This is a genomic window from Microbacterium galbum (assembly GCF_032464915.1).
In the GTDB taxonomy this organism is placed as follows: Bacteria; Actinomycetota; Actinomycetes; order Actinomycetales; family Microbacteriaceae; genus Microbacterium; species Microbacterium galbum.
In genome coordinates this window covers 1-22,841 of the sequence record NZ_JAWDIS010000001.1, presented here as the reverse complement: position 1 = coordinate 22,841, position 22,841 = coordinate 1, and the positions used below count along the sequence as shown (strand labels likewise).

The window sequence follows — 22,841 nt, the reverse complement described above, 5'->3', positions numbered from 1 at the left end:
CGGCGCTGCTTCTCCGCCCGGCCGTCCCCGTCGCGCCTCGGGTGGGAGCCTCCCGCGCGCTTCTCTCACGACAGCGCCCGCCGCGCTTCGGCGCCGGGTACTGACGCTGAACCTACGTAATCCCTATGCATCCGCCCACCCGCCCGCTTTCTTGGAGCCGTCTGGGGAGCGCGCGGGCACGCTGAGCGCATGACCGCAGCACCCGTCCTCACCGCCCCGCCCGCAGCCATGCCCACGCGCCGCGCGGTGCGGCCGCGCACGAGCAACCGGGCCGCCTGGAACCTCGCAGCCGTCACGGTCGTGTGGGCGACGAGCCTGATCGTGGTGGCGGTGTGGGTCGCCGGCGGCGAGGTCCAGGCGCTGCTCGCGGGGGGAGGCGACACCCTCAACGCCCTCGGCCGGGCAGCGGGCCTGGCATCCGCCAACCTCCTCTTCTACCAGGTGCTGCTCATGGCGCGCGTGCCGCTGTTCGAGCGCGGCTTCGGTCGTGACGGGATTACCCGCATGCACCGGATCGTCGGCTTCTGGTCGTTCGCTCTTTTCGCCGCGCACATCGCCCTGCAGATCCTCGGGTACGCGGTCTCGGCGGGGCTCAACCCGCTGGTGCAGGCGTGGGAGTTCGTGTGGGACTACCCGGGCATGCTGTTGGCGACCGCGGGCACCGGCCTGCTGCTGCTCGTTGTGGTCACCTCGGTGCGCAGGGCCCGCCGTCGTCTGCGGTACGAGTCGTGGCATCTGCTGCATCTCTACGGCTACCTCGGGGTCGGCCTCGCGATCCCGCACATGCTGTGGACGGGCGCCGACTTCACCGCCAACCCCGCCGCGACCGTGTACTGGTGGACGATGTGGGCTCTCACGGCCGCCGCGGTGATCGTGTTCCGGCTCGGGATGCCGTTGACCCGGTCGCTCCGTCACGGCATCCGGGTGAGCGCCGTCGAACGCGACGGCGACCGCGGGGTGTCGGTGCGCCTGACGGGCCGCCGGCTCGGGGCGTTGAACGCCCGGGGTGGGCAGGTCTTCGTCTGGCGCTTCCTCGACGGATCCGGCTGGACGCGCGGGCACCCCTTCTCACTCGCCGCGGCCCCCGACGGCCGCGAGCTCGTGATCTCCGCCCGCCTGGTGGGCGACGGCACGCGCCGGCTCGCCGCCCTGCGTCCCGGCACGCGCGTGCTGATCGAGGGGCCCTACGGCACGCTCACGACCGACGAGCGGCGCGGGCGCGAGCTGCTGATGATCGGCGCCGGGGCGGGCGTCGCCCCGCTCGTCGCCCTGCTCCAGGAGGCCCGCTGGACCCCCGGCGAGGCGACGCTGCTCGTGCGCGACCACACCGCGGGCGACGCGCTCCGCGTCGACGCGATCCAGCGCCTCGAGCGGGAGCGGGGCCTGCGGCACGCGGCGCTGCCCGGCCCGCGCGCGGCCACCGCCTCGCCGTGGCTCCCGCAGTCGCACGCTGCGTGGGCGGGTGCCGATCTCGTGCGGTACGTGGCTCCTCGTCCCGCCGACACCGACGTCTATCTCTGCGGCCCCCGTCCCTGGATGGACGCCGTTCGCATCGACCTCCGCCGTGCCGGCGTCCCGTCGGCTCAGATCCATCTCGAAGCCTTCACCGTCTGAGGAGGACCCGATGAAACGAATCGTCTACGCCGTCATGGCCACGGTGACGGGCCTCGTGCTGCTCTTCAGCTACCGCACCTCGGTCGCCCCGGATTCCGCCGGCGCGCTGTCAGACGTCGCTCCCGTGTCCACGGGAACGACGGCGGCCGCCCCCGCCCCGACCCCGTCCGCGTCGTCGTCGTCGTCGAGCTCCTCGGCATCCGGGTCCTCGTCGTCCGGCGCGGCCGGCCAGACCACCTCCCGCGGACTCCGCGACGGCACGTACACCGGCTCGTCCGCGAACACCCGGTACGGACCGGTGCAGGTGCAGATCACGGTGTCGGGCGGCTCGATCACCGACGTGCAGGTGCCCGAGTACCCCTCGTCGAACGGACGCGACCAGCAGATCAACTCGCGCGCGCTGCCCACCTTGATGCAGGAGACGATCCAGGCGCAGAGCGCGCAGGTCGACATGGTCTCCGGTGCCACGTATACGAGCACCGGGTACCGCACCTCGCTGCAGTCCGCCCTCGACCAGGCCCGATCGTGACGGCGCCGGCGTTCACGGTGACCAAGCCCGTGATGGGGACCGTCGCCTCGCTGACGGTCAAGGGCGCCCGCACCGTCGCCGTCGAGACGGCGATCGCCGCGGCCCTCGCCCGCCTGCGCGACGACGAGCGCGTGTTCTCGACCTACCGCGTGGACTCCGACGTCTCGCGCCTGCGCGACGAGGGCCTCGAACTCGGCGAGCTCGATGCGCGGGTCGCCGAGGTCGCGGTGCGATGCCGCGATCTGCGCCTCGCGTCGGGCGGTCGTTTCGACGCGCACTGGCAGGGCTGGTTCGATCCGACCGGGTATGTGAAGGGGTGGTCGGTGGATGCCGCGGCCGCGGCGTTCGACGAACTGCTCGCGGACGGGGTCGTCGAAGCGGTCGGCCTCAACGTCGGGGGAGACATGCGTCTGCGCACGGCCCCGGGGAGCGACCACGCGTGGACGGTCGGAATCGCCCACCCCGTGCACGCGGGCGTCCTGCTCGCGACGGTCGAGATCGTCGACGGGGCCGTCGCGACCTCGGGCACCGCCGAGCGCGGCGCCCACCTCGTCGATCCGCGCACCGGCGATCGCCGCGCGGGCCCGGTCAGCGCGACGGTGCTGGCGGACGACCTCGCCACCGCCGACGCGTGGGCGACGGTCGCGGCGATCGCCGGCGTCGACGACTTCGCATGGATGCCGGCGGCACCCGTGGCATCCGGGGTGGTGTGGGAGCACGGTGACGTCAGACGCTTCGCGGGCGGCGTCGAGGTGACGGCGTTCCGCTCCGCCGTGGTGGGCTGACCGCGCTTCTCAGCGGGCGCGCGGCAGACGCAGCGCGAACACCGTGCCCGCCGGTGACGTGCTTTCCACCTCGATCCGTCCGCCGGCGCGCGTCGCGGCCTCGCGCACCAGCGAGAGCCCGAGACCGAAGCCGCGACGCCGGCCCGACTCGGCGCCGCGCGCGAAGCGTTCGAAGATGCGGGGGAGGTCGGCATCCGCGATCCCGTGCCCCTCGTCGGCCACCCGGATCACGACGTCGTCCCCCTCGTCGCGGGCCGTGACCGTCACCGTCCCGGCGGCGGGCGTGTGACCGACGGCGTTGTCGAGCAGCGCGGTGCACATGCGCACCACCGTGACCGCGGGGACGGCGACGAGGACATCGGCGAGGGCGCCGGTGCGCACATTCACCCCCGCGTCGTCGGCGAGCGCGTCGAGGCCGGCGACGGCCGCGCGCACGCTGTCCGCGGTCGAGGAGGTGCCGGTCTGGGCCGCCCCTTCGGCGGTGAGCAGCATGTCGGTGAGCACGTCGTCGAGCACCTGCGCGTCACGACGCAGCTGCGCGACCGGCTCGTCGGCGGGTTCGGCGCGCTGCAGGCGCCGCTGGACGATCTGGATACGACTGGTCAACGCCGTGAGCGGGGTGCGCAACTCGTGACTCGCGTCCGACACGAAGGCGCGCTGGCGGCGGAGCGCGTCGTCGAGCGGACCCACCGACCAGCGCGCGGCGGCCCAGCCCACGAGCCCGAGCACCACGACCCCCACCAGTCCGAGCCCGATGACCCACGGCAGCACGTCGTCGAGATCGACGACGAAGCGGTCGCCGCCGGGGGGCCCGAACCCCGGGCGGTGCCCACCCCCCTCCTCGCGCGCGCCCGACACGAGCACCCAGACCAGGATGCCGACGCCCCCCGCGATGGCGACGACGGAGGCCCCGGCCACGAGCGCCCCGACGCGCAGGGCGGCGCGTCGGACGACCCGACGGTCGTCCTCGGCGCTCACCGAGCGGCCCCCGCGCGGTAGCCGCGTCCGCGCACCGTCTCGATGACCTCCGTGGCGGTCTTGCGGCGCACGTAATGGACGTAGGTGTCGACGGTGGTCACCGCATCGGGCGAACGGAACACGGCGCCCGCGATCTCCTCGCGCGAGAAGACGTGATCGGGGCTGCGGCTGAGCAGGTCGAGGACGGCGTTCTCGGTCGCCGTCAGGGCCACGCGCGCCCCGCTCGGGCCGTAGGCGACGCCGGTGTCGGGGAGGTAGGTCCAGTCGGACACCTCTCGCCGACGTCCCTCCGTCCGGAAGGCGCGAAGGAGTGCGCGGAGCCGCGCGAGCAGTTCGTCGAAGTCGAAGGGCTTGAGCAGGTAGTCGTTCGCGCCGGCATCCAGGCCGTCCACCCGGTCGGACACCGCGCCCAGGGCCGTCAGCATGAGCACCGGCGTCGTGATGTGCGCGGCGCGCAGGGAGCGCACGATCTCGGCCCCGTCGCAGCCGGGAAGGCGCCGGTCGAGCACGACGACGTCGAAACGGTCGCGCAGCGCGCGCTCGCGGCCGGCGAGCCCGTCGCTCTCATGGGTGACGTCGTAGACCTCGCGCAGCACCTCGAGCGTCATGGCCGCGATCTCGGCGTCGTCCTCGACGTAGAGCAGCCGCGCGCGCGGCGCGGGAGCAGCCGTGGTCACCGCGCCCCGGCCACGGGCGGGTGCACGGTCCATCCGAAGCGCTCGAGCGCCGCGTGCAGTCGGCGTGCCTGCGCCCACGCGATCGCGCCCGAGGTGTCGGAGTAGACGTCGATCGCGAACGGCGGCGGGTCGGCGAACTTGGGGATCTCGACCTCGGCCCACGCGTGCGGGGCGAGCCACACGCGCGGCCGTGCGGTACCGGCATCCTCGACGTTCCCGTCCGCCGCGAAGGCGATGGCGTCGAGGGCGTCGATCTTGGTGATCGGCATGTTCACGACGAGTGTCACGGCGTGCAGCTGCGGCGTCATCACGGTCCTCCCGACCTTCATCCTGACACGCCGTCGCGGGCGGCGGGCCGGTGGATGGCAGGCGTCGATCGACGCAAAGCAGGCTCATAGGAATGCGCAGGGCCCGCGCAGGGTGCCCCGCGCATCCTCGATCCGACGACACACCCACCGAGAGCCGGGAGGCGACCGTGAGCAGGATCCCCGAGACCCAGATGACCCCCGAGGGCCCGACCTACGAGGGGCGGTTGCTCGACCGGGCCGACGAGCCCGTCGTCGACCAGGGAGCGCCGTTCGACATCCGCACGCTCGTCTCCCGGCGCGGCATCCTGGGGCTGGTCGTGCTGGGCGCGGGGGCGGCGACCCTCGCCGCGTGCACGCCGGCGGCGACCGGGTCCACGGCGACGACCGCGACACCCACGGCGACGCCGACGGCGACCACGACCCCGTCGGCGACCCCTACGCCCTCCGCATCCGCGACGACGACCGCTGCGGCTCTGCCCGCGGGAGAGATCCCCGACGAGACCGCCGGGCCCTACCCCGGCGACGGCTCGAACGGCGTCGATGTGCTCGAGCAGTCCGGGATCGTGCGCAGCGATCTGCGCTCCAGCCTCGACGGCGGAGCCACGGCCACCGGCGTCCCCATGACGCTGAACCTCACGATCTTCGACACCGCGGGCGGCGATGTGCCCTTCGCCGGAGCCGCCGTGTACGTCTGGCACTGCGACACCGAGGGGAACTACTCGATGTACTCCTCCGGCATCGAGAACGAGACCTATCTCCGCGGGGTGCAGGTGGTCGGTGACGACGGCGTCGTCTCTTTCACCTCGATCTTCCCCGGCTGCTACGACGGTCGCTGGCCCCACATCCACTTCGAGGTGTATCCGAACGTGGATGCCATCACCGATTCATCCAACGCCATCGCCACCTCGCAGGTCGCCCTGCCGCAGGCCACCTGCGAGACGGTCTACGCCGACACCGCCACGTACCCGTCCTCGGCGTCCAACCTCTCCCGCGTCTCGCTCGACAGCGACAACGTCTTCGGCGACGACGGGGGAGTGCTCGAGCTCGCCACGACCTCGGGCGACAACGCGACCGGCTGGACCGTCTCGCTCGGCGTCCGCGTCGACACCACCACCACCCCGACCGCGGGCGCCATGCCCGGCGGCCGCTGACCCGGAAGGACCCTCCCATGCTGCAGAACCTCACCGGCTGGCACGCCCTCATCGTGCTCGCCGTCATCGTGCTCGTCTTCGGCGCTGCGAAGCTGCCGGCCCTCGCCCGCAGCCTCGGGCAGTCCGTGCGCATCCTCAAGACCGAGGTCGGCGACTCCGGGGCCGACACCGGTGCCGTCCCGGCCGACCGGACCGACGACCGTATCCCGCTGACCACGGCCGTGCCCGTCACCTCCCCGCCGAGCACGACATGACCACCGTCGCCGCCCCCACCGCTGCGGCGCCTCGACCCGAGGCGCCGCGGTCGGCCCCCATGCCCGTCGCCGCCCACCTCGACGAGGCCACCCGCCGCGCGATGCGGGCGGCGCTCGCCGTCGCGATCGGGGCCCTCGTCGGCTGGTTCCTCTACGACCCCCTGATGGAGCTGCTCCGTGCCCCGATCGCGCAGATCGCCGCCGAGCGTGACGCGAGCCTCAACTTCGACAGCGTCACGGGGGCGTTCGACCTGCGCCTGCGGTCCGCGCTGGTGACGGGCGTCGTGCTCGCCAGCCCCGTCTGGCTGTACCAGGTGTTCGCGTTCGTGCTGCCGGGGCTCACCCGTCGCGAGCGGCGCTACGTGCTCGGATCGGTCGGAGCCGCGGTGCCGCTGTTCGCGGCCGGGTGCGCCACGGGGGTGCTGCTGTTCCCGCACATGGTGTCGGTGCTCACGGGATTCGCCGCGAGCGAGGACTCCACGATCCTCGACGCCGGCGCCTACGTCGACTTCGTCCTGAAGATCATGGTCGCCACCGGCGTCGCCTTCGTGCTGCCCGTCGTGCTGGTGGTACTGAACCTCGCCGGCCTCCTGTCCGCCGTCACCCTGGTCCGCAGCTGGCGGTACGCCCTGGTCGCGATCGTGCTGTTCAGCGCGATGGCCACGCCATCCGCCGACGTGCTGTCGATGTTCCTCGTCGCCGTCCCGATGTCCGCGCTGTACGCGACCGCGCTGCTCATCGCCGCCCTGCACGACCGGAGGCTCGCCCGCGGGACGGCCTCCACGAGGCAAGAGGAACCGACGTGTTCGGTCTGACGTTCGAGAAGCTCCTGCTCGTGGGCCTCATCGCCGCGGTCGTCCTGGGCCCGCAGCGCCTCCCCGTCGTCGTCGGCCGCGCGGCGGCCCTGGTGAGGGACCTGCGTCGAACGGTGGATGCCGCCCGGGTGCGCGCGGCCGAGGAGATCGGCGTCCCCGTCGACGCCCCGCAGTGGCGCGCCCTGGATCCGCGTCGGTACGACCCCCGCCGCATCGTCGCCGAGGCGCTCGCGGCGCCGTCGGTCGAAGGGATGAATGCCACGGCGGCGACGAGGAGAAAGATCGAGGAGCAGGCGACGGTACGCCCTCCGACGAACACCTCGCCGGGGGAGGTCGGTGTCGCCTCCGACGGCGCCGCGCCGACTCCCGCGCCCGAAGCGCCCGCCCACGGGATGCGCCGTATCCGCGGGGGGACCACGGCGCACCCTCGGTGGATGGTCGTCCCCGTGGATGCGCCCCTCGAGGACCCGGACACGAGTGCGAACGGCGGCGTGCCGACCGTCCCGTTGACGCCGCCGACAGGCTGGACGGGCGCGGACGCGATGGACACTGGACCGCGGCCCCCCGCTCTGCTCTACTGAGCCCGGAACCGGTCGCGCGACGATGCGCGGGCCGGCGGGGGAGAGACGATGAGCGAACCGCAGCCCGGCTGGTATCCGGACCCTACCGACCAGCGGCGATGGCGCTGGTGGGATGGCGTCGTCTGGACGGACCAGGTCGGCGAGGGAGGGCGGCAGCAGACGTCGCCCCTCGCCGCCGCGCCGAGGAAGCGCCGCGTCCCGACCTGGGTCTGGGTCCTGGTCGTCGTTCTGGCCTTCCCCGTCCTCCTCGCGCTGTGGCCGCTCCTGGGAGTCGCGGCCCTGGCGGTCGTCGTGACCGGGGTGGTCGCGATCGCTACCCGGTCTCGGACGTGGCTGCGCTTCGGCTCGACAGGAGCGGCGGTCGCCGCCATCGTCGTGGCGGCCTTCGTCGTCGCGGGGACGGGAGGTCTGGCAGTCGTCGCCCTGACGTCCGCCCCGATGACGGTCACTGTCGCGGAACCCGCCCCGCTTCTTCAGCCGGTCGATGAACCGCGCTCGTCCTCGGCACCGATCGCAGAGCCGACGTCCTCCGTCCCTCCGGCGCAGGCCTCCGCAACCCCCCGAGCGACTGCGAAGCCGACTCCGACTCCGACGCCGACTCCGACCCCGAAGCCGACACCGACTCCGGTGACGCGCGTCTCCGAGGTGGCGGTGGCATCCGCGATCCCTTTCGGCCGGACGTCGGTCGAGGACAACGGTCTGCCGCGTGGGCAATCGCGCATCGACGTCGCCGGTGCGGATGGCGAGAAGGTGTCGGTCTTCCGGGTGACGACGGTGGACGGAGTCGAGACCTCCCGCTCCCTCCTGCGGGAGTCCGTGACCCGGGAGGCGGTCACCGAGGTCTCCGTCGTCGGCACCTACGACCCGCCCCCGCCCGCCGCCGAGCTGCCCGGGTCCGACGGATGCCACCCGAGCTATGCGGACGCCTGTGTGCCGATCGACTCCGACGTCGACTGCGCGGGAGGGAAGGGCAACGGCCCGTCGTACTTCGACGGGATCGCTCGCGTGGTCGGGCCGGACGTGTACGACCTCGACCGCGACGGAGACGGCTGGGCCTGTAACGGCTGAGGGGGGAGTCACGCTCGGTAGCCTCGACGTATGCCCTCGCCCCGCGCCCAGCTCGAAGACCTCCTCGCGCGTGGCCTCGGCGACATCTCCCCGGCTCTGCGCGCGTCGCCGGTCGAGGGGGAGGCCCGGGCCGCCGCCGTGCTCATCCTGTTCGGGGTGCTCGACGGCATCCCGAGCAGACGTCGGGCCGCTCACGTGCCGAGCGACCTGGACGTGCTCCTCCTCGCCCGTGCGAGCACCCTTCGTGCCCACCCGGGCCAGGTCGCCTTCCCCGGAGGCCGCGTCGACCCGGACGACGAGGATGCCGTGAGCGCGGCGCTGCGCGAAGCGCGCGAGGAGACCGGACTCGACCCGGCGGGCGTGCAGGTGCTGGGCACGCTTGCGCCCGTCCCTCTGGCGTTCTCCCAGCACGAGGTGACCCCGGTGCTCGCCTGGTGGGCGCGGCCGACTCCCGTGCACGCGGTCGATCGGGCGGAATCCGCCGCGGTCTTCCGTGCTCCCGTCGCCGATCTCCTCGACCCGGCGCGGCGGGGCTCGACGGTGATCCGTCGTGACGGGCGGGAATGGCGCGGCCCCGCATTCGCCGTCGACACCGCGGGGGGCCCGCAGATCGTGTGGGGGTTCACCGCGATGCTGCTGGACGGGCTGTTCGACCGTCTCGGATGGACCGAGACCTGGGATGCCGGGCGCGAGATCGCGCTGCCGACCGTGAGCCTCACCCCTCCTCCCCACCCCGCCGCGTCGTAGCGCCTTCCCCTGCATTCGTCATCCTCGCTGTGCGGGGCCGCGCGGGTCGCTAGCGTGGGATCCGTGACTGCGCCTATCGACCCCACCACCACCGCCGCCTGGTCCCGCCTCTCCGCCCTGCGCGACGAGTTCCAGCCCGACCTGCGCGGCTGGTTCGCCGCCGACGACGACCGGGCCCGTACCCTGTCGCGCACGATGGGTGATCTGCACGTCGACCTGTCGAAGAACCTCGTCACCGCCGAGGTGCTCGACGCCCTCCTGTCGCTGGCCGACGAGACCGGCGTGCGCGAGCGCTTCGCCGACATGCTGCGCGGGGCGCACCTCAACACCAGCGAAGACCGCGCCGTGCTGCACACGGCCCTCCGCCGCCCTGCAGGGGCCGAGCCCGCCCTGGTCGTCGACGGCCAGCAGGTCGACCACGACGTGCACGAGGTGCTCGACCGCCTCGGCGCCTTCGCCGACCGCGTCCGCTCGGGCCAGTGGCGCGGCGTCACCGGCAAGAAGGTCACGCACGTGGTCAACATCGGCATCGGTGGCAGCGACCTCGGCCCGGTCATGGTCTACGAGGCCCTGCTTCCGTACGCCGACGCCGGCATCCACGCCCGATTCGTGTCCAACATCGACCCCACCGACATCGCCCAGAAGACCGCCGACCTCAACCCCGAGACGACGCTGTTCATCGTGGCGAGCAAGACGTTCACCACCCTCGAGACGCTCACCAACGCGCGCCTGGCGCGCGACTGGCTCTGGGAGACGCTCGCGGCGGCCGGCGCGATCGACGACACGGATACCGCCCGCACCGACGCCGTGGCGCACCACTTCGTCGCGGTGTCCACCGCTCTCGACAAGGTCGCCGCCTTCGGCATCGACCCCGCCAACGCCTTCGGATTCTGGGACTGGGTGGGCGGACGCTACTCCGTCGATTCGGCCATCGGTCTGTCGCTCGCGATCGCCCTCGGCCCCGACACCTTCCGCGAGCTCCTCGCGGGGTTCCACCTCGTCGACGAGCACGTGGCATCCACGCCCCTCGCCGAGAACGTGCCGGTCCTCATGGGTCTGCTCAACGTCTGGTACACCAACTTCCTCGGCGCGCAGTCGCACGCCGTGCTTCCCTACGCGCAGCAGCTCCACCGCTTCGCGGCGTACCTGCAGCAGCTCACGATGGAGTCGAACGGCAAGTCCGTGCGCTGGGACGGCTCGCCGGTCACCACCGACACCGGCGAGGTGTTCTGGGGTGAGCCGGGTACCAATGGTCAGCACGCGTTCTATCAGTTGATCCACCAGGGAACGCGTCTGATCCCCGCCGACTTCATCGCCTTCGTCAACCCGGCGTACCCCCTCGCCGACGACGGACGCGACGTGCACGGGCTGTTCCTCGCGAACTTCCTGGCCCAGACCAAGGCCTTGGCCTTCGGCAAGACGGCCGAGGAGGTCGAGGCCGAGGGCACCACCGGTGCGCTCGTGGCCGCACGCACCTTCCCGGGCAACCGGCCCACGACCTCGATCTTCGCCCCCGCCCTGACGCCCTCCGTGCTGGGGCAGCTGATCGCGCTGTACGAGCACATCGTCTTCACGCAGGGCACGATCTGGGGCATCAATTCGTTCGACCAGTGGGGCGTCGAGCTCGGCAAGCAGCTCGCCCTGCAGATCGCACCGGCGATCGAGGGCGACGACGACGCCCTCGCCGCACAGGACGCATCGACGCGCTCGCTGCTCGACTACTACCGCGTCCACCGCAGCTGACGCGCGCCCGGCGCGGCCGTGCGGGCCCGCGCCCGGCCGACGGCAGCGGTTCGCTCCGCTACAGCGGGCCGTTCGGGAAGTTTTTCGCGACTTTTCCGGCGGCCCGCTGGCGGATTGATGCAGGCCCATCGGCGGCGTCGCGCCTCTTCGCGCTCGGCGGCTGGAGGCTTTCAGAGATACACCTGATCAGAGGCAGGAAGCGGGCACCGGCGCGCCTCCGCTCCACCGGGGTTCATCGCGCTGCGTCCGCGGGCACCGTCGGCGCATCGGGAGAACCCGCGCTCCCACGGTCCATTCAGGTAACGAAGAGATAACGCTCAGAACCGGCCCCCACACTCGGGGACTTGTGTCGACCCGACGACACGAGCCCGCGCTCGATCCCGACGAGCGTGCCCCCGACGAAAGTTCCTTCTTTGCTGCGTTCCGATTTGAAGCTCGTCCACGTCAACCGCGCCCGTCGCACCCTCGTCACCGCCGCCACCTGCGCCGGTCTGGCTCTCGGCCTCGTCGCCACGACCGGACTCGCGGTCGCCGCTCCCGTGTCGCTGCCGGATGCTTCGGCCGCATCCTTCGCGTCGCCCGGTTCCGCTCTGCCGGTCTCGTCGGCCCCGACGCTGGATGCCGTGACCGTCGGCGCCGACACGGCTCTCGGCGACGCGCAGGCGGCCCTGACCGACGCCGACGCCGTGCAGGCCGACGTCGCCGCAACCGGTCTGCCCCTGTCGATCGGTGACGCCACCGTCGACACCGCAGCGCTCAGCGACGCCGTCGACCGCCTCGGTTCCCGCGACCTCCTCCCCGTGCTCCTCGTGCCCGCGCTCAGTCAGAACGCCCAGACCGAGGCCGACCGTGTCACCGCGCGAGTCGCCGAGGTGCGCACGAGCCTCGACCAGGCCAAGGCCGAGAAGGCCGCCGCCGACGCGGCTGCCGAGGCGCAGCGCCAGGCCGAAGCCGCTGCCGCCGCGGAGGCGCAGCGGCAGCAGGAGGCCGCCGAGGCCCTCGCCCGCGTGAACACGCCGGACGGCGCCAAGGCGTACGCCGCGCAGCTCGCCGCGGAGAAGTACGGGTGGGGGAGCGACCAGTTCTCGTGCCTGGCGTCGTTGTGGACCAAGGAGTCGGGCTGGAACTACCAGGCCTACAACAACGACGGTGGGGCCACCGGTATCCCGCAGGCCCTGCCGGGGAGCAAGATGGCGAGCTTCGGCGCCGATTGGCAGACCAATGCGGCGACGCAGATCGCGTGGGGGCTCGATTACATCTCGCGCGGCTACGGCACTCCCTGCAGCGCGTGGAGCCACTCGCAGGCCGTGAACTGGTACTGAGAATTCCCCGCACGACCGCCCGCGAGGCCACTCAGCGATATATCGTTATGTATCGCTGACTCAGATCGGGTCCGCGCGAAGGAGGTCGTCATGAGTGGTTCATTCCTGGGAGACGCGTTCGGCGGACGCGGCGGCAACAACACCCCCGGGTGGCCGATGTCCAACATCCTCGAGGGTCTCGAGCAGCTGCGGACGCAGTTCGAGCAGAAGACCAGCTCGTCGCCGCGCATGAACAAGGGCGACGTGCGCTCCGCGGTGCTGTCGTTGCTGCTCGAGCAGCCGATGCACGGCTACCAGATCATCCGCGAGATCGAGGACCGCAGCGGCGGATCGTGGAAGCCGAGCCCCGGCTCGGTGTACCCCACCCTGCAGCTGCTCACCGACGAGGGCCTCGTGCAGTCCGAGGAGTCGAACGGGCGCAAGACCTACTCGCTCACGCCCGAGGGCCGCGCGGCCGCGGGAGACGAGACGACCGAGCGCACCGCGCCCTGGGAGTCCGCGACCTCGCGCGACAGCGGTCGCATGACGGCGCTGCCCAAGGCGGGCGTCGAGCTCGCCCAGGCAGCGGCGCAGGTCGCGCGCACGGGCGACAAGGAGCAGGTCGCGCAAGCGGTCGAGATCCTCGACGAGGCCCGTCGTAAGCTCTACTCCATCCTCGCCCAGGGCTGAGGCTTGCCCGAGCTCGACGCGTGCGGGGCGCACGTCGGCATCCAGGAGGATCGATGACCGACGACGCCCTCATGAAGGCCCGCTACCGCCGCATCACGCGGTTCGCTGCGCGCTATCTCGTCCAGGCGTGGTGGTACGAGCTGTTCCTGCCGCGGTTCGGCCTCGGGTGGATCTCCGCCCGGGGCCGCACCCGTCGGCTCCAGCGCATCGCGCAGCGCTTCCACGTGCTCGCGGTCGACCTCGGCGGCCTCATGATCAAGGTCGGCCAGTTCATGTCGTCGCGCCTCGACGTCCTGCCCCCCGAGATCACGAAGGAGCTCGAGGGGCTGCAAGACGAGGTGCCCGCGGTCCCGTTCGCGCAGATGCGCGCTCGCGCCGAAGCAGAACTCGGGATGCCGCTGGAGCGCGCCTTCACCTCGGTCGACGAGCGTCCCCTCGCGGCGGCGTCGCTCGGTCAGGCCCATCGTGCTGTCCTGACCGACTCCCTCGCGGACGAGACCGGCCTGCGAGCCGTGGTCCTGAAGATCCAGCGGCCCGGGATCGACCGCATCGTCGACGTCGACCTGCGTGCCCTGCGCAAGGTCGGCGTGTGGCTCAGCAAAGTCTCCCTCGTGCGGGACCGCGTCGACATGCCCTCGCTCGTCGAGGAGTTCGCGGTGACGAGCCTCGAGGAGATCGACTACCTGCACGAGGCGGCCAACTCCGAGCGCTTCGCCGCGGATTTCGGTGGCGAAGAGGGGGTGGCGGTGCCGGAGGTCGTGTGGGAGCGCACGACGCGGCGCGTCCTCACCCTGCAGGACGTCACCGCCATCAAGATCAACGACGTCGATGCGCTCCGCGCCGCGGGGATCGACCCCGTCGAGGTCGCCGCCCGCTTCGCCGCCGTCATGTTCGACCAGCTCTTCGACGACGGTTTCTTCCACGCCGACCCCCACCCGGGCAACGTGTTCGTCACCCCGACCGGGGGTACGACCGCCGCCGGCACACCGGCCTGGCGCTTCACCTTCATCGATTTCGGGATGATGGGGGAGGTGCCCCCGGGTCTGCGCCGCGGCCTTCGTCGCGTGCTCATCGCCGCGGCCTCGCGCGACGGCAAGGGGCTGGTCGACGGCATCCGCGACGTCGGCGTGCTGCTGCCCTCCGCCGACACCGTGCAGCTCGAGCGCGCGATGACGCAGCTGTTCTCGCGGTTCGGCGGCATGGGCTTCGCCGAACTGCAGGAGGTCGACCCCCGGGAGTTCCGCGCTTTCGCGCTTGAGTTCGGCGATGTCGTGCGCGCGCTGCCCTTCCAGCTCCCCGAGAATTTCCTGCTGATCGTGCGCGCCATGTCGCTCACTAGCGGCATGTGCAGCGCCCTCGACCCCGCCTTCAACATCTGGGACGCCGTCGAGCCCTACGCCCAGCGCCTGATCCGCGAGGAGAGCGGGAACACCGTGCAGGCGTTCGTGCGCGAGGTGGGAGCGGTCGCCGGAGTCACCGCGCGTCTCCCGCGCCGTGTCGACAACCTCATCGAGCGTTTCGAGGACGGGTCGGTGTCGGTGCAGACGCCCCGCATCGAACGTCGTGTGCGCGAGCTCGAACGCATGGTGCGCCGGGTGGTGTCGGCCGTGCTGTTCACCGGCCTGCTGATCGGCGGCATCCTGTTGCAGGCCGAGCAGGCCGTGTTCGGCACGCTCCTGATGATCGCCTCGATCGCCCCGCTCTCGCACTCGCTGCTCGCCGGCGTCATCGCCCGTCGCAACGGCCTGTGAGCCGGGCGGTCATCGACCGTCGACGATCGACATGAATCCGGCGAAGGCGAAGACCAGCGGAACCAGGTAGAGCGCGCCGCGGAAGACGAACCAGGCGATCCGCGCCACGACGGGGCCGAGTCCCGTCTGCGGGGTCCGGGCCTGCAGTCTCCGACCGTCCGCGGCGATGAGCGGATGCGGCGGGCGCCATGCGTCGGCATCTCGCGTGCGGGCGACGCGCTCCACGGCCCCCTGGCCACGCACGCGCTCGTCGACGTAGCTTTCGGCGTGCGCGGCGATCCGCGGGACGACGTGGCGGAGCACGGCATCCACCCGTTCCCAGTCCGCGGCGGTCGTGTAGTCGGCGTCGGCCCCGCGGAAGAAGACGAGGCGGTCGTCGCGCATCTCGACATCGAACCCGGGGGAGTGGTCCACCAGTGCCGCCATCACGTCCGGCGTCAGCACATAGAGCGCATCGGGTCCGTACCCCGACGGGGCGTAGGTGTGGAACGAGCGGTCGAAGTCCCCCTCAAGTCGCAGACGCTGGCCGCGGTCGATGGATGCCGGCAGCTCACCGCCGCGACCGTTCGTCCGGGAATCGAGGACGAGGTGGGGCACGGCCGAGGCGAGGCGCACACTCACGTACTGCCAGGCCCGGGCACGGGACGCGCGGGCGCGCACGGTCCCGAACTCGGTGTCGCGGCTGGCGAAACGCGGATGTTCGCGCACACCCACGCTGTGGTCCGTGACGAGCGACGAGAACGTGGCGGCCGCGCTCGGGCGGGGGAAGAAGCCGTTCGCGAGGGCGGTGAGGTCCCGCCGCGCATGGCGCAGTCGCGTGCGCGTCGCGACCGGCCGCTGCGCCCAGCGCCAGAGCAAGAACGTCCCGACGAGCCATACCGCGAGCACGCCGAGCACCACGACGAAGGCGACGACGTCGTTCCCGGTGACCCGGCCGTCCTGCACGCCGTCCACCTGCACGCCGATGCTGACGAGCGCGATCGAGGCGAACCACAGCACGAGGGCGTTGTTGACATGCAGCAGCACCTGACGGCGCGTCGGCACCCACGACGGACGAGGGCGGTCGCCCGCGACCGCGAGCGCGGCGGCGACCTCCTCGGCGGGCGCGTCCAGCCAGCGAAGATCCACGCGTCGTCCTTTCCGGGGGTGTCGGTCCGCCGGTGAGCGCCGGACGCCTCCCTAGACTGGCGCGGTGTCGACCGAACCGCGCCGTCCTCTGTCGGCGTGGCGCTTCGACGGTACGCTGCGCGCCTACCAGGCGGACGCCCTCGACCGTGTGGACGTGGATTCCGGCGGGCCCGTCCATCTGGTCGCCCCTCCCGGAGCCGGGAAGACGCTTCTGGGGCTTCTTCTCGCCGCACGTCGCGGTCGCCCCGCGGTGGTGTTCGCGCCCACCACGGCCATCCGCGCCCAGTGGGTCGCGGCCGCCCGGGGACTCGCCCACGACGAGGCGACCGTCTCCGACGACCCGTTCCGGCCCGCCGACCTCACTGCCCTGACGTATCAGGCGGTGAGCGTGCTCGACACCGCCCAGCCGTTCACCGCCCTCGCCCGCGCGCGGTGGGCCGACGAACTCGTCGGCGACGAGCGCACGCCCGATCAGGCGCACGACTGGCTCGACGCCCTGAACGAGAAGAATCCCGCGGCGTACCGGCGTGGCATCCGCTCCCGGTCACGGTCCGTGCGGCGCACGCTCGCCCGGCAGGATGCCGCCGCCCTCACGTCGGCGCTGCACCCGCGCGCCCGTGACCTCATGGACCGCCTCGTCGAGGCCGGTGTCGAGACGATCGTGCTCGACGAGTGCCACCACCTCCTCGACCACTGGGCTCTCGTCGTGGCGGCTCTCGTCGCCCGGATCCGCGCGGAGGGCCGGGAGCCGCTCGTGGTGGGCCTGACGGCGACGCTGCCGTCCCCCGACGACGCGAACGAGTACGACAACTACGTGTCCCTCCTCGGAGAGGTCGACCTCGAGGTGCCCGTGCCCGCGGTCGTGCGCGAGGGCGATCTCGCTCCCTATCGCGAGCTGGTGCACGCGGTCGAGCCGACCGACGAGGAACTCGCCTTCCTCTCCGCGCACGCCGCGGCCCTCGACGAGGCGCTGCGCACGACGTTCGCGGTCGGAGCGGGACGCGAATACCTCCGCGACGCGCTGCAGCCGCCCGCCGCTGCCACCGCCCCCATCGCCGATCCGCTCGCTCCGCCGTCGGCACCGCGTGATGTCCGCACCTCGACGTCCGTGGGCGCCGACCTCGCTCGGATCGACCGGGGCCTGGCCGAGGCGTTCTCGGCGGACTTCGCGCGAGCCGAAGCCGCCGCGGCGATGTTCTCGGAGATCGCCCCCGACGATCCCCTGGTGGCGAGGCTCCCCGCGGTGGCCCGTCGGGCACCCACCACCGACGAGACCGTGCGTCTGCTCGGCCGCTACGCCCTCGATCGGGTGCTTCCCGACCCCGATCGTCAGGCCGACTGGAGACGTCTGCGCCGCCTTCTCGCCGATTTCGGTTACGCCCTCACCGACCGCGGCGTGCGGCGCACCCGCGACCCCATCGACACCGTGCTGGCCTCGTCTCTCGCCAAGGATCGCGGCGCCTGCGACATCCTCGCCGTCGAGCGTGCGCAGCTCGGCGACCGTCTGCGCGCCCTCGTCGTGACCGACTTCGTCACGCACGGGAACGTGCACGGCGGCCTGCTCGGGTCCGCCGGAGCGGTGCGCACCTTCTCCGTCCTCTCGACGGATGCCGCCACCGCCGCGTTGCGGGCGGTCCTCATCACGTCCTCGACCGTGCGCGTCTCCACCCGCCACGCGCCCGTCATCCTTCCCGCCCTCACCCGCGAGCTCGGCGCCGAGCTCGAGACCATCGCCTGCGCCGACGACCCGTCCGCTGTCGAGGTGCGCGGGACGACGGGAACCGGGGTCACCGGCGCGGCGTCGCGCCTGCTCGCCGCGGGAGAGATCGAGGTGGTGGTGGGAACGCGCGGACTCTTCGGCGAAGGCTGGGACTGCCCCGCGGTCAACACGCTCGTCGACCTCACCGCGGTGGCGACGGCGTCCGCGACGCAGCAGCTGCGCGGACGCACCTTGCGCCTCGACCCGCAGTGGCCGGAAAAAGTGGCCCACAACTGGACCATCACCGCGATCCTGCCGCCCACGTCCTCTCTTTCCGCGCAACCGGATGCCGCCCGCCTCCGTCGCAAGCACGCCCGTCTCTGGGGTCTCGACGCCGATCGTCCCGGCTCCGTCGTGCGCGGTCTCGGTGCGGCGCTCGATCGCGATCGTCGCGTGGCTCTCGACGCCGTCCTCGCGAAGGACCCCGGCTCGTCCGTTCGTGCCGTCGATGCCCTCGTCGGCGTCCCTCCACGCGCCGACACCCGCGCCGCGTGGCGCGTCGGCACCCCCTACGCGGACACGGAGGAGGCCGCTGTGGTCGTCGAACGCCCGCATCGCGCTCCGGCCTTCTCGACCTCCGTCGACGCCACTCGCGTGCTGGGCCGCTGGCTCGGAGGCTCCGTGGCGCTGCCGGCCGCCGTCGTCGTGCTGGCGTTCTTCCTGCCGACGGCGGTGGGTGCTCCGCTCGCCGCGGTCGCGGCCGTGACGGGGGTGCTCCTGTCCGTCTCGTTCGGCCGTGCCTGGCGTCGCACGCGACGGCAGAGCCGCGACGCCCCGGCCACCCTCACGCGCATCGCGAGGGTGGTGTGGACCGCGCTGTCCGAGAGCGGCAGGGTCGCCGCCCGCCCCACCTCGCCGACGGTCGAGGTCACGGGTGCAGGCGGCGACGGGATCCGCGTCGAGGTCCGGATGCCGCAGGCCGGACTCGATGATCAGCGCACCTTCGCCCACGCCGTCGAGCAGCTGTGCGGACCCGTCCGCTCGCCCCGTTTCGTTCTGGAGATCGACCGCGGGGAAGGGTCGTGGTGGGTGCGCCGGGTCCTGGAGCACGCGGGCCGGGGCCGAGCGCGCCAGTTCCTCTCGGTCCCGGATGCCATCGGCCGCCGTCGCGACGACGCCGTGCGGTTCCACGGTGCCTGGCAGGTGCACGTCGGACCGGCGGTGCTTCACGAGTTCTCCGGCCCCGAGAACCTCGCGCTGATGAGCGAAGCGCGCCGCGCCGGAGGGTTCTCCGGCGCGACGCGCTCGATGTGGCAATGGCGGTGACCGGTTCGCGAGCCGGTCACCGCTCAGCTCAGTACCAGCCGACCGACTGCGAGTGGCCCCAGGCGCCGCACGGGCTGCCGTAGCGACCCGAGATGTAGCCGAGACCCCACGCGATCTGCGTACCCGCGTTGGAGGCCCAGTCGGCACCGGCGGACGACATCTTGCTTCCGGGCAGAGCCTGGGGGATGCCGAAGGCGCCGCTGCCGGAGTTGTAGGCCTGGTAGTTCCAGCCCGACTCCTTGTTCCACAGCGAGACGAGGCACGAGAACTGGTCGTCGCCCCAGCCGTAGCCGGCGAGCATGCCGCGCGCGGTCGCCTGAGCACCGCCCGGGCTGTTGTCGCCCGAGCCGCCGCCGGACGCCGGGGGAGTCCACGACGAGCCGCCGCCGCTGCTCCCACTGCCGGAGCCGCCGGAGCCGCTGCCGCTGTTCGAGGCGGCCTCCTCGGCCGCGGCCTTCTCTGCGGCGGCCTTCGCCGCAGCAGCCGCCTCGGCCTCCTGGCGGGCCTTCTCGGCGGCCTCCTCTTCGGCCTTCTTCGCCACGGCGGCGTCGAGGCCGCCGCGCAGCTCGGCGACGCGCTGGTCGACGGCGGTGGTCGCCGCTGTCACGTCGTCGGAGAGGTTCGGAAGGAAGGTGTCGGGAAGAGCGGATGCCGCCTCGAGACGCTCGGTCGCCTTCTCGAGCGCAGCGGTGTCGACGTCGGCGGGCTGGCCGATGTCCAGGCCCGACGCGGCGATGTCGTTCTGCACCGACGTGACGGCCTGCATCGAGGCGGTCGCGGCGGTGGTCGCGGCGCGTGCCTCCTGGGCTTCCGGTCCTCGGGCGGCGGAGAGAGCGGTGGGGGTGGTGGTCGATGCGAGCGAGAAAGTCGCGGTCGACAGATCGGCCGGAGAGGCCGTGGCGGCGGGCACCGTGCCGGTGAGGGCCGCGGCCGCGACGACGCCGAGCACCAGAGCGCCCGCGGTCGTCACAGGACGACGGCGGGAGCGGCGGGCGGCTTGGCGACGGGAGCGACGATTGGTGAGGGACGTCGAATCAGAGCGCATAGAACCGGTTTCACGTGAGGGAGGGCGGTGCGGGTGTCACCGTCCGACCCGCGTTCGGCGGGCACGAAACCGGGAGCCTGGCACGCCAATCTGGACGGCACCTGGGCGCAAACCCTCCGATGCCCCCGCGAAAAGCGCCGATCCGAGGCGAATCGCCGATGTGCTTCCCCTCCGCCGGGTCGTCACGCGGCGCTCCGGAAGCCTCGACGGGCGACGTCGAATACGTGCGGCGCCGAGGCCGTCTCCGCGGTGGCGGGAGCGTGCGCTAGACTGGAGTGTCACTCGTGGGGCTTCACCCGATTCGTCGGGCGGGCCCGTGACATCGCACGAACAAATCCGCTTCGCTTCGACTCGTGGCATGCGTTCGCCCTCGGGCGTGCGGATGCCGACGGCCCCGGTCCGCCGGACCGACGGGCGCAGGAGTCGGAGCCCGACACCCACCCAACTAGGACAACCCACTACATGACTACCGCAACGACCGCTCCCGCTACCAAGCAGGTCGCGATCAACGACATCGGCTCGGCCGAAGACTTCCTGGCCGCTGTCGAGAAGACGCTCAAGTTCTTCAACGACGGCGACCTCATCGAGGGCACCGTGGTCAAGATCGACCGCGACGAGGTCCTCCTCGACGTCGGATACAAGACCGAAGGCGTCATCCCCTCCCGCGAGCTCTCGATCAAGCACGACGTCGACCCCAACGAGGTCGTCAACGTCGGCGACCACGTCGAGGCCCTCGTCCTCCAGAAGGAGGACAAGGAAGGCCGCCTCATCCTGTCCAAGAAGCGCGCGCAGTACGAGCGCGCGTGGGGCGACGTCGAGAAGATCAAGGAGAACGACGGTGTCGTCACCGGTTCCGTGATCGAGGTCGTCAAGGGTGGTCTCATCGTCGACATCGGCCTCCGCGGCTTCCTCCCGGCGTCGCTCATCGAGCTGCGTCGCGTCCGCGACCTGACGCCGTACCTCGGCCAGGAGATCGAGGCCAAGATCCTCGAGCTCGACAAGAACCGCAACAACGTCGTGCTCTCGCGCCGCGCCCTGCTCGAGCAGACGCAGTCCGAGTCGCGCACCACGTTCCTCAACAACCTGCACAAGGGCCAGGTCCGCAAGGGCACGGTCTCGTCGATCGTCAACTTCGGTGCGTTCGTCGACCTCGGCGGCGTCGACGGTCTCGTCCACGTCTCCGAGCTCTCCTGGAAGCACATCGAGCACGCCTCCGAGGTCGTCGAGGTGGGCCAGGAGGTCACCGTCGAGATCCTTGAGGTCGACCTCGACCGTGAGCGCGTGTCGCTCTCGCTCAAGGCGACGCAGGAAGACCCGTGGCAGGTGTTCGCCCGTACCCACGCGATCGGTCAGATCGCGCCGGGCAAGGTCACCAAGCTCGTTCCGTTCGGTGCGTTCGTCCGCGTGGCCGACGGCATCGAGGGCCTCGTGCACATCTCCGAGCTGTCGGGCAAGCACGTCGAGCTCGCCGAGCAGGTCGTGTCGGTCGGCGAAGAGGTCTTCGTCAAGATCATCGACATCGACCTCGAGCGTCGCCGCATCTCGCTGTCGCTCAAGCAGGCCAACGAGTCGGTCGACCCCAACGGCACCGAGTTCGACCCCGCGCTGTACGGCATGGCCACCGAGTACGACGAGCGCGGCGAGTACAAGTACCCCGAGGGCTTCGACCCCGAGTCGGGTGCCTGGCTCGAGGGCTTCGACGCTCAGCGCGAGCAGTGGGAGCAGGAGTACGCCGCTGCCCAGGGTCGCTGGGAGGCCCACAAGGCCGCTGTCGCGAAGGCCATCGAGGCCGAGGCGGCCAACCCGACGGACTCCGGTTCGTTCGGTGGGTCCTTCTCGTCGGAGTCGCCCGCCCAGGGCACCCTCGCCGACGACGAGTCGCTGGCTGCGCTTCGCGAGAAGCTCTCCGGTCGCTGATCCGTCCCGCATCGAAGGCCGGTACCCCTCTGGGGTGCCGGCCTTCGGTCGTTGCGGGGACCTTCCCGGGCCGTCCGCAAGCCCCGGGCCCGATGGTCCCGCCGACGGCAGGATGGGGTCATGGCTTCTCGACTTCCGCTCTTGATCACCCTCGCCGGCGTCGCCGTGCTCTTCCTCGCGATCCTGTTCGTCTTCGCTCTCGTCATCGGCGCGATGTTCTTCGGCGGCATCGAGTTCACCGGCGGTTCGATGGATGCCGCCGCGGGCGCGCCGGCCGTCCTGCATCTCGCTGCGTGATCGCGGGACACCCTCGATCCCGTTCGGACCGAAGTCCCGGCGTATCTCAAGGTTTTTCCTGATGATCGAGGGAAAAAGCGGCAACGACACGCCCGGGGCGGGGTGTCGATTCGACGGCGTGGTCGATCCGGCGTAACTTATTACTTGTTCGCCCCACAGGGGAGAGCGGAGCGGCCGAAAGGCCCCGCGTCCTCTCAAGCGGTGAACATCCCAAATCCTCCACCGGATGGTGTAGGGTTTGGTTCTGGCCTGCGAGCCGGCACCCGAGGTTGACCTCTTCGTGAGGTCCCACTGTGGTTTCGGAGTTCGGGTCAGTGAAGGTAGTGAACTGCCTCACGGGTAGGTCTAGGTGACTGTTTCTGTGGGTGCGTCCGTTCCTTGAGAACTCAACAGCGTGCACTTGTCAAATGCCAATTTATTCCTCGTTGATCTTCGGA

Annotated in this window: 21 protein-coding genes; 16 read left to right on the top strand and 5 right to left on the bottom strand. The window is 71.7% G+C overall.

Annotated features, from left to right (window positions below):
- Positions 1–189: 189 nt before the first annotated feature.
- Genes RWH45_RS00105 through RWH45_RS00095 form a run of 3 tightly spaced genes read left to right on the top strand, consistent with a single transcriptional unit; the run spans position 190 to position 2,928 of the window.
- Positions 190–1,614, top strand: coding sequence for a ferredoxin reductase family protein (locus tag RWH45_RS00105; RefSeq protein WP_315992913.1), 1,425 nt, complete (start codon positions 190–192; stop codon positions 1,612–1,614).
- 10 nt (positions 1,615–1,624) lie between these two features.
- On the top strand, positions 1,625–2,143 hold the full coding sequence (locus tag RWH45_RS00100) for an FMN-binding protein (protein WP_315992912.1): 519 nt from the start codon (positions 1,625–1,627) through the stop codon (positions 2,141–2,143).
- Positions 2,140–2,928, top strand: coding sequence for an FAD:protein FMN transferase (locus RWH45_RS00095; RefSeq protein WP_315992911.1), 789 nt, complete (start codon positions 2,140–2,142; stop codon positions 2,926–2,928). The genes RWH45_RS00100 and RWH45_RS00095 overlap by 4 nt, the downstream gene beginning before the upstream one ends.
- A gap of 9 nt (positions 2,929–2,937) precedes the next feature.
- Here the strand turns inward: RWH45_RS00095 and RWH45_RS00090 are convergent, their stop codons facing one another.
- From RWH45_RS00090 to RWH45_RS00080, 3 genes are read right to left on the bottom strand one after another with little or no spacing between them, the layout of a single operon-like run.
- The gene (locus tag RWH45_RS00090) at positions 2,938–3,906 is read right to left on the bottom strand and encodes a sensor histidine kinase (protein ID WP_315992910.1); all 969 of its coding nucleotides are present in this window, start codon (positions 3,904–3,906) and stop codon (positions 2,938–2,940) included.
- Entirely contained in the window at positions 3,903–4,616 is a 714-nt protein-coding gene (locus RWH45_RS00085) for a response regulator transcription factor (RefSeq protein WP_315992909.1), read from the bottom strand. The genes RWH45_RS00090 and RWH45_RS00085 overlap by 4 nt, the downstream gene beginning before the upstream one ends.
- Positions 4,580–4,891 (bottom strand): hypothetical protein, encoded by a 312-nt coding sequence (locus tag RWH45_RS00080; RefSeq protein ID WP_315992908.1) that lies wholly within the window; start codon positions 4,889–4,891, stop codon positions 4,580–4,582. Before RWH45_RS00080 ends, RWH45_RS00085 begins: the two co-directional genes overlap by 37 nt.
- Positions 4,892–5,058: 167 nt before the next feature.
- On the opposite strand from RWH45_RS00080, the gene RWH45_RS00075 reads away from it, so the two are divergent.
- The 10 genes from RWH45_RS00075 to RWH45_RS00030 all read left to right on the top strand — a co-directional run bounded on the left by RWH45_RS00075 (position 5,059) and on the right by RWH45_RS00030 (position 14,992).
- Positions 5,059–6,042 carry a dioxygenase family protein gene (locus tag RWH45_RS00075; protein WP_315992907.1) on the top strand — a complete coding sequence of 328 codons (984 nt, stop codon included), beginning with the start codon at positions 5,059–5,061 and terminating at the stop codon, positions 6,040–6,042.
- 17 nt (positions 6,043–6,059) lie between these two features.
- On the top strand, positions 6,060–6,296 hold the full coding sequence (locus RWH45_RS00070; protein WP_315992906.1) for a twin-arginine translocase TatA/TatE family subunit: 237 nt from the start codon (positions 6,060–6,062) through the stop codon (positions 6,294–6,296).
- Entirely contained in the window at positions 6,293–7,111 is an 819-nt protein-coding gene (gene tatC / locus RWH45_RS00065) for a twin-arginine translocase subunit TatC (protein ID WP_315992905.1), read from the top strand. Before RWH45_RS00070 ends, tatC begins: the two co-directional genes overlap by 4 nt.
- On the top strand, positions 7,099–7,692 hold the full coding sequence (locus tag RWH45_RS00060) for a Sec-independent protein translocase subunit TatA/TatB (RefSeq protein ID WP_315992904.1): 594 nt from the start codon (positions 7,099–7,101) through the stop codon (positions 7,690–7,692). The genes tatC and RWH45_RS00060 overlap by 13 nt, the downstream gene beginning before the upstream one ends.
- Positions 7,693–7,740: 48 nt before the next feature.
- Complete coding sequence (locus RWH45_RS00055) at positions 7,741–8,760, top strand: G5 domain-containing protein (protein ID WP_315992903.1); 1,020 nt, start codon at positions 7,741–7,743, stop codon at positions 8,758–8,760.
- A 30-nt stretch (positions 8,761–8,790) separates the two neighbouring features.
- Positions 8,791–9,507, top strand: a complete 717-nt coding sequence (locus RWH45_RS00050; protein WP_315992902.1) for an NUDIX hydrolase — start codon at positions 8,791–8,793, stop codon at positions 9,505–9,507.
- 63 nt (positions 9,508–9,570) lie between these two features.
- A complete protein-coding gene (pgi, locus tag RWH45_RS00045) occupies positions 9,571–11,250 on the top strand; it encodes a glucose-6-phosphate isomerase (protein WP_315992901.1) in 1,680 nt (559 codons plus the stop codon).
- A 413-nt stretch (positions 11,251–11,663) separates the two neighbouring features.
- Complete coding sequence (locus RWH45_RS00040) at positions 11,664–12,572, top strand: aggregation-promoting factor C-terminal-like domain-containing protein (protein WP_315992900.1); 909 nt, start codon at positions 11,664–11,666, stop codon at positions 12,570–12,572.
- A 90-nt stretch (positions 12,573–12,662) separates the two neighbouring features.
- The gene (locus RWH45_RS00035; RefSeq protein ID WP_315992899.1) at positions 12,663–13,241 is read left to right on the top strand and encodes a PadR family transcriptional regulator; all 579 of its coding nucleotides are present in this window, start codon (positions 12,663–12,665) and stop codon (positions 13,239–13,241) included.
- A gap of 53 nt (positions 13,242–13,294) precedes the next feature.
- Complete coding sequence (locus RWH45_RS00030; RefSeq protein WP_315992898.1) at positions 13,295–14,992, top strand: ABC1 kinase family protein; 1,698 nt, start codon at positions 13,295–13,297, stop codon at positions 14,990–14,992.
- Between the two features lie 9 nt (positions 14,993–15,001).
- On the opposite strand, the gene RWH45_RS00025 is transcribed toward RWH45_RS00030, so the two are convergent.
- On the bottom strand, positions 15,002–16,120 hold the full coding sequence (locus RWH45_RS00025) for a hypothetical protein (RefSeq protein ID WP_315992897.1): 1,119 nt from the start codon (positions 16,118–16,120) through the stop codon (positions 15,002–15,004).
- A 64-nt stretch (positions 16,121–16,184) separates the two neighbouring features.
- Here RWH45_RS00025 and RWH45_RS00020 point away from each other — a divergent pair, with 64 nt between their 5' ends.
- A complete protein-coding gene (locus RWH45_RS00020) occupies positions 16,185–19,145 on the top strand; it encodes a DEAD/DEAH box helicase family protein (RefSeq protein ID WP_315992896.1) in 2,961 nt (986 codons plus the stop codon).
- A gap of 28 nt (positions 19,146–19,173) precedes the next feature.
- On the opposite strand, the gene RWH45_RS00015 is transcribed toward RWH45_RS00020, so the two are convergent.
- Entirely contained in the window at positions 19,174–20,115 is a 942-nt protein-coding gene (locus tag RWH45_RS00015; RefSeq protein ID WP_315992895.1) for an aggregation-promoting factor C-terminal-like domain-containing protein, read from the bottom strand.
- Between the two features lie 537 nt (positions 20,116–20,652).
- Between RWH45_RS00015 and rpsA the strand changes: the two genes are divergently transcribed.
- Positions 20,653–22,107, top strand: a complete 1,455-nt coding sequence (gene rpsA, locus RWH45_RS00010) for a 30S ribosomal protein S1 (RefSeq protein ID WP_315992894.1) — start codon at positions 20,653–20,655, stop codon at positions 22,105–22,107.
- Between the two features lie 120 nt (positions 22,108–22,227).
- Positions 22,228–22,404 (top strand): hypothetical protein, encoded by a 177-nt coding sequence (locus RWH45_RS00005; RefSeq protein WP_315992893.1) that lies wholly within the window; start codon positions 22,228–22,230, stop codon positions 22,402–22,404.
- The last annotated feature ends 437 nt before the right edge of the window (positions 22,405–22,841 follow it).